The 12,969-nt window shown below is 69.6% G+C and carries 14 protein-coding genes; 3 read left to right on the top strand and 11 right to left on the bottom strand.

Annotation, left to right across the window (positions count from 1 at the left end; translation table 11 throughout):
* Positions 1 to 13 precede the first annotated feature (13 nt).
* The 7 genes from scpB to AC07M9_RS13350 form a co-directional block, all read right to left on the bottom strand.
* Positions 14 to 634 carry an SMC-Scp complex subunit ScpB gene (gene scpB, locus AC07M9_RS13320; RefSeq protein ID WP_494884233.1) on the bottom strand — a complete coding sequence of 207 codons (621 nt, stop codon included), beginning with the start codon at positions 632 to 634 and terminating at the stop codon, positions 14 to 16.
* A complete protein-coding gene (locus AC07M9_RS13325; RefSeq protein ID WP_494884234.1) occupies positions 631 to 1,428 on the bottom strand; it encodes a segregation and condensation protein A in 798 nt (265 codons plus the stop codon). Before AC07M9_RS13325 ends, scpB begins: the two co-directional genes overlap by 4 nt.
* Positions 1,428 to 2,435: a beta-N-acetylhexosaminidase gene (nagZ, locus tag AC07M9_RS13330; RefSeq protein WP_494884235.1), complete on the bottom strand. Its 1,008-nt coding sequence runs from the start codon at positions 2,433 to 2,435 to the stop codon at positions 1,428 to 1,430. The genes AC07M9_RS13325 and nagZ overlap by 1 nt, the downstream gene beginning before the upstream one ends.
* A gap of 100 nt (positions 2,436 to 2,535) precedes the next feature.
* A complete protein-coding gene (locus AC07M9_RS13335; RefSeq protein ID WP_494884236.1) occupies positions 2,536 to 3,321 on the bottom strand; it encodes an SDR family oxidoreductase in 786 nt (261 codons plus the stop codon).
* A 22-nt stretch (positions 3,322 to 3,343) separates the two neighbouring features.
* Positions 3,344 to 4,099: an SDR family NAD(P)-dependent oxidoreductase gene (locus tag AC07M9_RS13340; protein ID WP_494884237.1), complete on the bottom strand. Its 756-nt coding sequence runs from the start codon at positions 4,097 to 4,099 to the stop codon at positions 3,344 to 3,346.
* 13 nt (positions 4,100 to 4,112) lie between these two features.
* Positions 4,113 to 4,895, bottom strand: coding sequence for a carboxymuconolactone decarboxylase family protein (locus AC07M9_RS13345; protein ID WP_494884238.1), 783 nt, complete (start codon positions 4,893 to 4,895; stop codon positions 4,113 to 4,115).
* A 5-nt stretch (positions 4,896 to 4,900) separates the two neighbouring features.
* The gene (locus tag AC07M9_RS13350; protein WP_494884239.1) at positions 4,901 to 6,373 is read right to left on the bottom strand and encodes an aldehyde dehydrogenase family protein; all 1,473 of its coding nucleotides are present in this window, start codon (positions 6,371 to 6,373) and stop codon (positions 4,901 to 4,903) included.
* Positions 6,374 to 6,556: 183 nt separating this feature from the next.
* On the opposite strand from AC07M9_RS13350, the gene AC07M9_RS13355 reads away from it, so the two are divergent.
* The 3 genes from AC07M9_RS13355 to AC07M9_RS13365 all read left to right on the top strand — a co-directional run bounded on the left by AC07M9_RS13355 (position 6,557) and on the right by AC07M9_RS13365 (position 9,588).
* A complete protein-coding gene (locus AC07M9_RS13355) occupies positions 6,557 to 7,285 on the top strand; it encodes an FCD domain-containing protein (RefSeq protein ID WP_494884240.1) in 729 nt (242 codons plus the stop codon).
* A gap of 40 nt (positions 7,286 to 7,325) precedes the next feature.
* Positions 7,326 to 7,727, top strand: coding sequence for a metallopeptidase family protein (locus AC07M9_RS13360; RefSeq protein WP_494884241.1), 402 nt, complete (start codon positions 7,326 to 7,328; stop codon positions 7,725 to 7,727).
* 67 nt (positions 7,728 to 7,794) lie between these two features.
* Positions 7,795 to 9,588, top strand: coding sequence for a bifunctional metallophosphatase/5'-nucleotidase (locus AC07M9_RS13365; RefSeq protein WP_494884242.1), 1,794 nt, complete (start codon positions 7,795 to 7,797; stop codon positions 9,586 to 9,588).
* A 143-nt stretch (positions 9,589 to 9,731) separates the two neighbouring features.
* Here AC07M9_RS13365 and AC07M9_RS13370 read toward each other — a convergent pair whose 3' ends face one another.
* The 4 genes from AC07M9_RS13370 to lgt all read right to left on the bottom strand — a co-directional run bounded on the left by AC07M9_RS13370 (position 9,732) and on the right by lgt (position 12,877).
* The gene (locus tag AC07M9_RS13370) at positions 9,732 to 10,244 is read right to left on the bottom strand and encodes a DUF2306 domain-containing protein (protein WP_494884243.1); all 513 of its coding nucleotides are present in this window, start codon (positions 10,242 to 10,244) and stop codon (positions 9,732 to 9,734) included.
* Entirely contained in the window at positions 10,244 to 10,846 is a 603-nt protein-coding gene (locus tag AC07M9_RS13375; RefSeq protein WP_494884244.1) for a TMEM175 family protein, read from the bottom strand. The genes AC07M9_RS13370 and AC07M9_RS13375 overlap by 1 nt, the downstream gene beginning before the upstream one ends.
* A complete protein-coding gene (locus AC07M9_RS13380) occupies positions 10,846 to 11,910 on the bottom strand; it encodes a class I SAM-dependent methyltransferase (RefSeq protein WP_494884245.1) in 1,065 nt (354 codons plus the stop codon). Before AC07M9_RS13380 ends, AC07M9_RS13375 begins: the two co-directional genes overlap by 1 nt.
* Before the next feature lie 67 nt (positions 11,911 to 11,977).
* Complete coding sequence (gene lgt, locus AC07M9_RS13385) at positions 11,978 to 12,877, bottom strand: prolipoprotein diacylglyceryl transferase (RefSeq protein ID WP_494884246.1); 900 nt, start codon at positions 12,875 to 12,877, stop codon at positions 11,978 to 11,980.
* Between the last annotated feature and the right edge of the window lie 92 nt (positions 12,878 to 12,969).

Genomic DNA, 12,969 nt, shown 5'->3' on the forward strand with positions numbered 1-12,969 from the left:
CGCCCGTCACGGCTCAGTCAGGATCGGCCTCGGCCGCATCCGGCCTGCCCGTTTTCGGCGGCCCGAGGACGGCCTCGATCATGTCCTCGTCGACCGGATCGAGCAAGCCCGCCGCGCGCAGTTCGTCGATTCCGGGCAGCTCCCGCAGCGAAGCGAGCCCGAAATGGTCGAGGAAAACCGGCGTCGTCGCGTAGATCACCGGGCGCCCCGGCACCTCGCGCCGTCCGGCGACGCGCACCCAGCCCGCCTCCATCAGCACATCGAGCGTGCCCTTGGCGGTCTGCACCCCGCGAATCGCCTCGATCTCGGCGCGGCTGACCGGCTCGTGGTAGGCGACGATCGCCAGCACCTCGGTCGCCGCGCGGCTGAGACGGCGCAGTTCCTCCTTCTCGCGGCGGAGCAGGTGGGCGAGGTCGGGCGCGGTCTCGAAATGCCAGCGACCGCCGCGCTCGACGAGATGCACGCCGCGGCCTTCGTAGTGGTTCTTGAGTTCCACAAGGGCCGGGCGCACCTGGCCTGCGCCCTTCTCGCCGAAACCGAGGTGCAGCGCGACCTGCTCGGCGCTCAGCGGTTCCTCGGCGGCGAACAGCGCGGCCTCGACGGAGCGGACCAGATCGTCGGGAGGCACGTTCACGGCTTCACCCCGCGCAGCCTGAGCGGCCCGAAGGTTTCGTCCTGCGCGATCTCGGCCCTCCCGGTGCGCGCCAGTTCCAGCGCGGCGACGAAGCTGGAGGCGAGCGCGGAACGGCGCAGGCGCGGGTCGGCCCAGGTGTCGTGGGCGGGCGGCAGGAAATCGCGCAGGTCCATCCAGTCGATCGCCACGCCCAGCATCGAGGCGACCCGCTGGATCGCGCTGTCGAGCGTCATCACCATGCGCTCGCGCACCATGTGGACGACGGGCTCGGAGCGGATCTTCACGTCGCCATAGGCGCGCACAAGGTCGAACCAGTTGCACTGCCACAGCGATTTGCGATCGACGCGCAGCCCCTCCGGCGCGCCGCGCACGAAGACGTCGCGGCCGAGGCGATCGCGCGCCATCAGCCGCGCCGCCGCCTCGCGCATCGCGCCGAGCCGCTGGAGCCGCATCTGCAGGCGCAGCGCCAGTTCCTCGGGGCTCGGGTCCTCCTGTTCATCGCGCGGCAGGAGCAGCGCGGACTTCAGGTAGGCGAGCCAGGCGGCCATCACGAGGTAATCCGCCGCCAGTTCCAGCCGCAGCGCCTCGGCCTGCTCGATATAGGTGAGGTAGGCGTCGACCAGCTCGAGGATCGAGATGCCGCGCAGGTCCACCTTCTGCCGCCGCGCGAGGTCGAGCAGCAGGTCGAGCGGGCCTTCCCAGCCGTCGATGTCGAGGTAGAGCTTGTCGTCCTGCCCCTCGGCCCGGTCCTCGCCGTCCCAGTCGCCGCCAAACAGGTCGGGCGCGTCGGCCATCAGGCAGTGAGCGCCAGCAAGGCGTCGCGCTGGACGATGAGCTGGGCATGATCGCCCGTCGCCGCGCCTCCCACGGTCGCCAGCGCGCGGTCGAGGCGCACTGTGGCGGCCTCGCCCATCGCCGGCAGCAGGTCGGCGATGCCGAGCATGTCGTCCATCTTCGCCCAGCAGTTGAGCGCGAGGTCGCAGCCCGCCGCGATGGCGCGCGCCGCGCGTTCCGGGACCGAGCCGGACAGCGCCTCCATGTCGAGGTCGTCGCTCAGCAGCAGGCCGTCGAAGCCGATGTTCCGGCGGATCACCTCGCCCACCACGTAAGGTGAGAGGGTGCCGGGGTTCTCGTCGTCCCAGGCGGTGTAGCGCACGTGCGCGGTCATGCCGATCGGCGCGGAGGCCAGCGCGCGGAACGGCGCGAGGTCGAATTCCAGTTCCTGCGCCGAAGCAGTGACGGTGGGCAGTTCCTTGTGGCTGTCGGCCATGGCGCGGCCGTGGCCGGGCATGTGCTTGATGCAGCCGGCGACCCCGGCGCGTGCGAACCCGTCGAGGATCGCGCGGCCGAGCGCGGCAACGCGCATCGGCTCGGACCCCAGGGCACGGTCGCCGACGACGTCGTGCGCGCCGGGCTGGCGCACGTCGAGCATCGGGTGAAGGTCGACCGTGATCCCTGCTTCGGCAAGGTCGAGTCCGAGCGCATGGGCGTTGACCCGCGCCGCCTCGATCGCGCTGGCGGGGGCGAGGTCGTAGAGCCGGTCGAACGCCTCGCCGGCCGGGTATTTCGGCCAGGCGGGCGGCTTCATCCGGGCGACGCGGCCGCCTTCCTGGTCGATGCAGATGAACAGCCGTTCGCGCCCGTGGATGGAGCGCAAGTCGTCGGTGAGCGCGCGCACCTGCTCGCGGCTTTGCGCATTGCGGCCGAACAGCACGTAGCCTGCCGGATCGGCATCGCGGAAGAAGGCGCGCTCGTCGTCGGTGAGGGTCAGGCCGGAAAGGCCGAAGATCGCCGGTGTCATAGCGGTTTAGTCGCAGAAACGGGGGCGTTTCGCAAGGAAGCGGGGGCAGCGGAGTGTGGATGCTTCACCGTCGCCCCCGCTCGACCGGGGACGACGGGAATTACGGCCGCATCACCCAGCCGCCGTCGACGTGCACGGTCTGCCCGGTGATCCACTGCCCCGCCGGAGAGCACAGCAGCATCAGCGCGCCGACCAGTTCGTCGGGCTCGCCGCGCGGCTTCGTCGCGCAGGTCATCTCGAGGAACTTGATGAACGGCGAATCGTCCGGGACCAGCAGCTTGCCCGCGTCCGAGGTGACGTTGCCCGGCGCGATGGCGTTGCAGGTGATGCCGTCCTTGCCCAGCTGCTTGGCCAGCGTGGTGGTCAGCCCGACCAGCGCCAGCTTGGAAATCCCGTAAAGGCCGGTGGCCGGGAACGCGCCGCCGCTGGTCTGGTTGACGATCCGCCCGCCCCCGCGCTCGCGCATCGAGGGGATGACCGCCCGCGCGCAGAGCAGCGCGCCGTTGAGGTTCACCGAAAACGCCCGGTTCCACGCTTCCAGGCTTACGGTCTCGCAGTTGTCGTAGCTGATATCGACCATCAGCGCCGCGTTGTTGACGAGGATGTCGACCCCGCCGAACGCCTCGACCGCGGCCTTGCCCATGGCGAGGGTGGAGGCTTCGTCGGCGACGTTCACCTCGACCGCCACGGCCTTGCCCCCGGCGCCGTTGATCTCCTCGGCGACCGCCTTCGCGCCTTCGAGATTGAGGTCGGCGACGACGACGCTGGCGCCGGCGCCGGCGAGACCCAGCGCATAGGCCCGGCCGATGGAATTGCCGCGCCCGCCGGCGCCGGTGACCACCGCCACCTTGCCGTCGAGGCGGAACTGATCGAGCGTGAAGGTCATTGGAACTCTCCCTGACGGCGGCTCAGCCCGCCGTGATACCCTTGTCGATGTTGATGCAGGCGCCGTGGAAGCCGCGCCCGGCCTCGGAGGCGAGCAGCAGGATCATGTCGGCCACGTCTTCCACCTCCACCGTGCCGCGCATGCCGGAAAAGCGCTTGAGCAGTTCGAAGTCGCAGTTCTCGGGCGGGCGGAAGTTGGTGGCGATGTTGGTGATCATGCCGCCGGGCGCCACCGCGTTGATGCGGATCGGGGCCTTCTGGAACTCCATCGCCATGGCCTTGGTCATGCCGACGATGCCCCACTTGCTGGCGCAGTAGGCCGCCGCATAAGCCTCGCCGATGTAGGAGGCCGAGGACGCGACGTTGACGATCGCGCCGTTTGTTTCGAGCAGATGCGGGATCGCCGCCTGCGAAAGCAGGAACGGCGCGTCGAGGTTGACCGCGATGGTCCGCCGGTACTGGTCGAGCGGCATCTGCGGCGTGTTGGCGAGGTAGATCAGCCCGGCGATGTTGCACAGCGCATCGAGCCGCCCGAACCGCTCCACCGCCTCGGCGACGACTTTGGGGCTGGCGGCGGGATCGGAGAGATCGGCGACCTGCGTGGCGACCGCGCGTCCGCTCTTCGCGAGCAGCGCGGCGGTCTCGGCCAATGCCTCGACGGCGACGTCGACGAGCCAGAGGTCGGCGCGGGCCTCGGCCAGCTTGAGCGCGGTGGCCCGGCCCAGCCCGGAGGCGGCGCCGGTGACAAGGGCGACCTTGCCGGTCATGTCGGTGTTCATCGCGTTCTGCTCCTCACCCGTTCCACGGCAGGCCCTTGGCGACCTTGCCGATCATCTCCTGCACTACCCCGTTGATCCGCGAGGCCTTGGGCCAGCCGGCGTGGGTGCCGTATTGCAGGACGAATTCGAGCATCTCCTCACCCGTGCAGTTGCCGCTCGCCATGGCGGCGTGGACGTGGCTGCGGATGGGGATCTCGGCGGCCGATTCGCACACGCCGACCAGCGTGATCCAGCGGCGCGAGGGTTCATCGAGGCCCGGGCGCCACCACATCTCGCCGAACACGAAGTTGTTGATGCCCTGCAGGTACGGTGAATTGGGCGGGCCGGGCGGGAAGGTCATGACCTTGGCGAAGGCGGCGTGGCCGCGGTCGTTGCGGACCTGCGGGTCCCACGGTTCGGGCGCGAGCGGAGGACTCTCAGCGGGCGGCAGGCCGAGTTCGGTCGCCACGCGGGTCACCGCGCGGTCGAGCTTGCCGCCGTTACCCCAGCCCGCATAGACGGCAAGGTGCAGCGCCGCCTCGCGCAGTTCGGCGAGCGTGAGGTGCCCGCCCACCAGCGCGCCGCGCACGAAGTCGTCGAGCTGGCTTTCCTCCAGCCCGCAGGTCGCAGCGCTGGCGATGGCGACGAGGTGGCGCGGGCGCGGCGGCAGGCCGGGGCGGGTCCAGACCTCGGCCCAGACGAAGTCGCGCCAGGATTGCTCGAACAGGGTGGCGGGCTCGCGGGGCTCGCGGGCGGTGGCCTGCGCCTCGGCGGCGAGGCCGGCGGCGGTGCGGGTCTGGGGGTCGATCAGGGTCATGGCCATCAGTCCTGCAGGTTGACCCAGACGTTGCGCACCTGCTGGAACTCGCGCAGCGCCTCGATCCCGCCGAGGCGGCCGTGTCCCGAATGCTTCATGCCGCCGAAAGGCACGCAGGGCGTCATCGCCTCGCCCGCGCCGTTGACCTGCACCTGCCCGGCCATCATCTGACCCGCAACGCGGTGCGCGCGGGCGAGATTGGTGGTGTGGATGTAGGCGCCGAGCCCGTAGTCGCTGTCGTTGGCGAGCGCGACGGCCTCCTCCTCGCTGTCGAAGGGGGTGACCACGAGGACCGGACCGAACACCTCGTTGCGGGCGATGGCGCTATCGGGGGAAACGTCGGCGAGCACCGTGATCGGCAGGAAGAAGCCGGAGGCATGGTCGCCGCCCAGCCGCTCGCCGCCGCAGACGAGGCGGGCGCCGTCGGCAATGCCGCCATCGACCATGCCTTGTATGCGGGCCAGCGCGGTTTCCGAGATAACCGGGCCCATGATCGTGTCCATCGCCAGCGGATCGCCGACCTTGATGTAGCCCGCCATCGCGCCGAGCATCTGCACGTAGGGCTCATAGATCGAGCGCTCGACCAGCAGGCGCGTGCCGTTGACGCAGCCCTGCCCGTTGGCGCTCACCGCACCCGACAGCCCGCGCTTGGCGGCGGCCTGGAGGTCGGCGTCGGCGAAGACCAGCACCGCCGACTTGCCGCCCAGTTCCAGTCCCACCGGCTTCAGGCTCTCCGCCGCGCTGGCGAGGATCTTGCGCGCCGTCCCGCCCGAGCCGATGAACTCGATCTTGCCGATGCCGGGGTGCGCGACCATCGCCGCGCCCACGTCCGGCCCGCCGGTGACGAGGTTGACCACGCCCGGCGGGAAGCCCGCCAGTCCGATGATCTCGACCAGCTTCATGATCGAGAACGGGGCGTTCTCGGGGGCCTTGAGCACCACGCAGTTACCTGCCGCCAGCGCCGGGGCCATGCACATGGTCGCGGCGAACAGCGGCCCGTTCCACGGCACGATCAGGCCGACGACGCCGTAGGGCTCGTAGCTCACGTAATCGAGCGCGGGCCCGCCCCAGGTGCTGACGGTGCGACCCTCGATCTTGTCCGCCCAGCCGCCGAAGTAGCGGAACTTCTGCGCGGCGTCGGCGCTCATGTGCGGGCCGGCGAGCACGATCGAGCCGTTCTCGATCGAGAGCAGCGGGGTCATTTCCGCCGCCTTCTCCTCGATCAGCGCGGCGAGGCGGAACATGAGGTCGCGCCGCTTGTCGCCCGGCAGCGCGCGCCATGCGGGCGCGGCGGCTTGCGCAGCCGCGACGGCGCGGTCGACGTCGTCGGCATTGGCGAGGCGGAAGCTGGTCGTGACTTCGGCGGTGCCGGGGTAGACGTGCTCGAACGCCGCGCCGCTGCCGCCCGCTTCGGCGGCCTCGCCGATCACGAGCGCGCGGCCGGGCAAGGCCGACCGATCCGGTGTGAGGAATGCCATCGAATTGCTCCCGTCCCAAAAACGCGGACCTTCGCTGATTTTCCTCACCTGCGCGGAAATGGCGGGGGTGTATCGATCAGCGGCGATCCGTCTTGAGCGCCAGGTTATGTGCATCTAAATAGCAAGACAACGGACTTGAATTGCATTTTCCAGCACCGGAACGACGAGATGTGAACCTATTATATGCCTATAATTGATGCCTATCCTTCCGAACCCAGGGTCCGCCGCCGACGCGGCGTCAACCTCGTCGCCGCAACCACCGAGGTCCTGCGCGAGCGCATCTTCGCGGCCGAACCCGGCGCGCTGATCGGTTCGCTCCACGCCCTCGCCCGCAGCCTCGAGGTCGGCATCGTCACCTTGCAGCAGGCGGCGCGGGTGCTCGAGCACGAGGGCTTGCTGGAGGTCCGGCGCGGGCCCGGCGGCGGCTACTATGGCGCGCGGCCCGACGATGCCTCGCTAGAACGCGCCTTCGACGCGTACCTGCGCGTCCATCCCGCGACCTGGGAGGAGGCGCTCGACATGACCTCGCTGCTGTTCAACGAACTGGTCGCCGCCGCCGCCGGATGCGCAGACGCCGCGCTGCGCGCCCAGCTCGGCGCCATGGGCGAGCGGATCGAGCATTGCACCACCGAGGCCGACCTCGGCGCGTTCGAGTTCGAGTTCCAGGAACTGCTGTTCCGCATGGTCCGCCGTCCGCTGTTCGAGATGCTCACCCGCGTCACCCTGCACTACGCCACCACCCGCCCCGGCGCGCCGGTCCATGCGCTCGACCACGACCTTGCCGGGTGGAAGGCCGGCCGCCGCCGCATCATCGCCGCGATCCTCGCCCGCGACGGTGCGCTCGCCCGCTTCGAGGCCGACCGCAGCAACCGCGCGGTGATCCTGCGGCACCTGGCGGCGGCACGGGGGTGATGCGTTTACACGGCCCCGCCATCGGTGCCACAACCACGCCATGACCCGCCGCTTCGGAACACCCCCCTCGCCCGCCGACTTCGAGGCGCTCGCCCATGCTGCCTTCGCGCGCATCTCCGCACCGTTCGCCGAGCACCTCGACGGCATCACCGTCCACGTCGAGGAATTCGCCGACGAGGAAACCCTGCGCGATCTGGAAATCGACGACCCGTTCGGCCTCACCGGCCTCTACCATGGCCGCTCGATGGACACCGATTCGGTGTGGATCTCGGGCGAGCTGCCGCCGCGCATCACGCTCTACCGCCAGCCGCTGCTCGCCGAATGGTGCGAGACCGAAGTGGAGCTGGAGGCCTTGGTCGCCCACGTCGTGATCCACGAGGTCGGCCACCACTTCGGCCTGTCGGACGAGGCCATGCATGCGCTGGAGGACGGGGCGCGCTGATCGGGAGCACCGCCCATTGCAAAATTGGACCTTGGAACGTCACGTTTCCTTGCGATAGAGCCCGATCATGACCTCCACCCGCCACAAAGCCCTCCCGCTCCTCATCGCTTCCCTGCTGGCCGCCTGCGCAGGCCCGCAGGGGACACATCCGACCTCTCCCGCCGCTGCTCCGGCAGGCCCGGTCGAGGTCGGCATCATCGGCATCAACGATTTCCACGGCGCGCTCGAGCCGCCGAACCAGTCGGTCAATGTGAAACAGGCCGACGGCACGATGCTGCCCGTCCCGGCGGGCGGCGGCGCTTGGCTGGCCTCGGCGGTCGATTCGATCAAGGCGCGCCACGCCAATAACGTGGTGGTAGCGGCGGGCGATCTCACCAGCGCTTCGCAGCTCGCGTCCTCGCTCTATCTCGACGAGCCGGCGGTGGGGGTGATGAACCGCGTCGGCGTGGAATTCAACGCGGTGGGCAACCACGAGTTCGACCGCGGCTGGAAGGAACTCCAGCGCCTGCAGAACGGCGGCTGCGCGCAGAACGGGCGGCTCCAGCCCTGCCAGCTCGAGCAGTTCGCCGGCGCCAAGTACAAGTACCTGTCCGCCAGCACCTTCAAGGCGGACGGCACCACGCTGTTCCCGGCGACCGGGCTCAAGTCCTTCGGTTCGGGCGCCAGCAAGGTGACGATCGGCTTCGTCGGTCTGTCGCTCAAGAGCGTGCCCACGCTCGTCGCGCCCACGCAGATCGCCGGACTGACCTTCGGCGACGAGGCCGAGGCGATCAACAGGGCGATTCCCGTGCTCAAGGCCGAGGGCGCCGATGCGGTGGTCGTGCTGATCCACCAGGGCGGCAAGACCCCGGTGGGCGATCCCAATGGCTGTGCCGACTTCGCGGGCGACATCACCCCGATCCTCGACCGGCTCGACCCCGGCGTCGACGTGGTGGTCTCGGGCCACACGCACTGGTCCTATGTCTGCGACTACACGCCGGCGAATGGCAACGCGCCGATCCTGCTGACCAGCGCGGGCGTCTACGGCGAACTCGTCACCGATATCACGCTGAAGATCGACGCGGCGACGCACCGCGTGCTGTCGAAAGCCGCGCACAACGTCATCGTCCAGTCGCTGCCCTACCAGGCCGGGCGCGGGCCGATCGCCAATACCGACGCCTTCCCCCGGTTCGCGCCGCGCGCCGACGTGACCGCCTACGTCAAGCAGTACAAGGACGCCTCGCTGTCGCTGGTGGCGCGGCCGGTGGGCAAGGTCTCGGCGGCCTCGGCCAAGAGCGAGGGCGACGAATCGGGCACCGGCGGCACGCTGGGCAACCTCATCGCCGACGGCCAGCTCGCCGCCACGCGTGGCGCGGGCGCGCAGATCTCGTTCACCAACCCCTTCGGCCTGCGCGCCGCGCTGGTGCCCGCCGCCGACGGCACCGTTACGTTTGGCCAGCTCTACGCGGTCCAGCCGTTCGGCAACGAACTGGTGACGATGACGCTGACCGGCGCCCAGCTGCGCGCCGTGATCGAGCAAGGCATCGACGGCCACGCGCCGACCCAGCTGCTCTCGCCATCCGCCGGGACCCTGATCCGCTACGACCTGTCGCGCCCCGCCGGTGCCCGCGTGACCGCGCTGACGCTGAACGGCAAGCCGGTGGTCCCCGCCGCGAAGTACCGCGTCAGCGTGGTCAACTTCCTCGCCGAGGGCGGCGACGGCTATGCGATCTTCGCCCAGGGCACCGACCGCGTGCGCGGGGCGATCGACATCGAGGCGTTCGAGGACTGGATCAAGGCCGCGCCGGTCCGCGAAGTCCCGCAGGAGAGCCGGGTCGTGCGGGTGGGCCAGAAGGCTCCGTATACGACCGGGGACCGCTGACTACCCGTCCAGGCCCCATACACCTCGTCGCCCTGGGCGTAGGCGGGGGCCCCCATCCCTGTGTCGTGGAAGAACAAGCGGGATCACCGCCTACGCGGGGATGACGAGTGTGGTTTTCAGGTCTTGAGCAGTTCGCCCCACCCTCAGCTAAGCAGCCAGTGCCCCAGCAGGCGGTCGAACGGGAAGGTGAAGAACCCCGCGACCAGCAGCGCGCCGATGATAAGCCCGCGCACGGTGCGGCGGTGGCGGGCGACGTTGTGGCGGCGCGCGGTGACGACCAGCAGCGGCACCAGCACGAGGGTGGCCACCGAAAGCACATGGATCGGGCTGAAATGGCCGGGCCGGCTGGTGGTCACGAACAGGCTGTCGAGCGCGGTGAGGAACATCGCGCCGCTCCACACGTAGCCGAGCTGGCGGTGCCCCGGCGTCCCCCGGGGGCGCCACAGCAGCACCGGGGTCAGCGCCAGCGCCAGCATGATGGTCGCGAGGTGCAGCCAGATCACGCCGGGAATCTGGGGCCAGTCGTGCCTTCCCCTGACCAGCGCGGCGACGATGAAGCCGAGCATCACCAGCGCCAGCCCGCCGAGGGCATGCTCCAGCCGGTCGGGCGCGGTGGAGTATGCGGCGCCGCTGTCGGCGCCTGCTGCCGACGCCATCAGGCCCGGCCCTTGCGGTGGAACAGCAGTCGCCAGAGAGGTATCGTCATCATCGCGCACTGGCTGACCTGCGGAAGGACGAAGGTCACCCCCACGCTCAGCGCGGCGGCGGCGATCACGCTGGGCGATCCGGTGCGCCCCTCGTTCGGCACCGCCGCGTCGGGGCCGTAACGCTCGACCTGCGACATCAGCAGCCAAGCCGTGAGCCCGCAGACCAGCAGGTTGAGATTGTAGCACAGCGCCGGCACGAACGTGTTGCGCCCGGCCGCCATGAACGCGGTTGTGAAGGGCATGAAGGCGATTGCCAGCAGGTACAGCATGTTGGGCCAGACCAGCCGCACGTCGAAATGAGTGACGCGGGCGAATATCTGGTGGTGCGACAGCCAGAACCGCCCGATCACCATGAAGCTCAGCAGGAAGGCGAGGAAGCTGGGCACCAGTTCGCCCAGCGCTTCCCAATACACCGAAGGCAGCGCGTCGTGCGGCAAGTGCGGCACCTCGATCTCGAGGACCAGCAACGTGATGGCGATGGCGAAGACCGCGTCGGAGAAGAACACCAGGCGTTCGAGGCCCAGCCCCTTCACGCTGTGCACGGGCTCCATCAGAACCCTGCCCCGTCCGGCCATGTGGGAGCCGCGAGGCCCATTACCTTGAACAAAGTCCCCATCTGCCCCTCGTCGACAAGTCGATCCCTGGCGGATAGTATTGCAGATGATTGCTGCGGCGCAACAGCAGAAAGCTGCTCGGCCCGCATGTCGATGCCCAGCGCGCTCAGGAAGGCGCCTTGCGTCACGGTGCCGAGATGACGCGCTCCTCCCGCCACCGCGACCTCGGCCATCGCGGCGAAATCGACAAGGCAAGTGAGGTCCGCCTCCCCCGGAGCCTCGAAGGGATCGACCTTGCGGTGATCCTTCAGCGCCTGGAGCGTCGAGCCGGTCTGCGGCGTGGCATGGCCGTAGTCGATCAGCAGCGCCGCGCCGCCCTGTGCGGCCACGCGCCGGGCGATCTCGTCGACGACGGCGGCGGCGGCGGGGCAGGTCTCGATCAGGGTCTGCTCGGAAGCGTCCTTGAGATGCTCGGGCACGGCGGCGTCCATCGGCTTGTCGCCGGCGACGGGGAGGAACCTGCCGCCCTGCCAGTCCACCATCCGCTCGCGCCAGCCCTCGGCGGTCTTCACCAGTTGGCGCACCGGCAGCGCGTCAAGAAATTCGTTGCCGACGATGAGCAGCGGGGCGCCTGTAGGCAGCGTGGCGAGGTCGTCATGCGAGGCCGCGCCGGGCACCGCCTCGCGCTGGAGGGCGCGAAGCGCGGCGCTGCCCTCGACGAAATGGACCTCGGGCTCCAGTCCCTGCCGCCGCATCGCCCGCAGCGCGTCGCGCGCCAGGGTACCGCGTCCCGGCCCGAGTTCGACGTAGTGGACCGGCGCGGGACGGCCCGCCCGCACCCATATGTCGACCAGCCACAGGCCGACCAGTTCGCCGAACATCTGGCTGATCTCGGGCGCGGTGATGAAGTCCCCGCCGCTGCCGAGCGGGTCCTTGCCGGCGTAGTAGCGGGCGTTCGATTCGCCCATGTAGTGCTGCAGCGTGATCGGCCCGAAGCGCGCGATCAGCCGCTCGAAGATCGCGGAAAGCGATTCGGTTTCGGGCATGGGCGACGGTTCCATGTCTTTCCGCTCCCCTACTTTTGTCGTCATCCTCGCGAAGGCGGGAATGACGAAGGCCTCGGTTCCCTCAGGTGATCTCGATCGGCCGGCGCGTCGACAGCGCCGGGCGGGCCAGCGCGCGGGCGACGAGGAACAGGCCGAGCAGGATCAGCGGAATGGTCAGCCACTGGCCCATCGACAGGCCGGTGGACTGGGCGAACTGCGCCAGCTGCTTGTCCGGTTCGCGGAAGAACTCAACGGTGAAGCGCGCCGCCGCGATGCCGGCGGTGAAGACGCCCACCAGCAGGCCGGGGCGGAACCGCGCGCGGGTCTTCCAGAACAGCAGCAGCATGACGACGACCATCAGCAGCCCCTCCAGCCCCGCCTCGTAGAGCTGGCTGGGGTGGCGCGGCAGCTGGTCCGGCGCGTCGGGGAAGACCATCGCCCAGGGCACATGGCCGGTAACCACGCGGCCCCACAGCTCGCCGTTGACGAAGTTGGCGAGGCGGCCGAACAGCATCCCGAACGGCACGCAGACGGCGATGTAGTCCGCCACGCGCACGAAGTTCAGCTTGTTTCTCCACGAGACCCACGCCAGCGCCAGGATCACGCCGATGAGCCCGCCGTGGAAGCTCATGCCGCCGTGCCACAGCTTCACCATGTCGGCAGGGTGCGCCCAGAGGCTGGGAATGTCCGAGCTGCCGCCGGTGTAGAACGTCGCGTAGCCGAGCCGCCCGCCGAGAATGATGCCCAGCGTGCAGTAGAAGAACAGGTCGTCGGCATGGCGCTGCGCCAGGGGCGCGCCGGGCGACTTTATCATGCGCGTCAGGTGCCAGTAGCCCAGCATGATCCCGGCAAGGTAGGCGAGCGAATACCAGCGCAACTCGAAGCTGCCGATCCGGAACAGGTAGTTCTTGAGGCCGAGGTTGACCCAGTAGATGGGCTCGGGCGCCTCTGCCGCGGCTGCGGCGAGCAGTGTCAGGGACAAGTCGTGGACCTCGCGTGCTTCATGTCCGGGCGCTCTGGAGCGGGGCGCCTTGAATGGCCGGCCTTCTGGCATAGCCCGCTGCGCGATGGTAG

The sequence above is a fragment of the Novosphingobium sp. GW821-FHT09E05 genome (genome assembly GCF_059416165.1).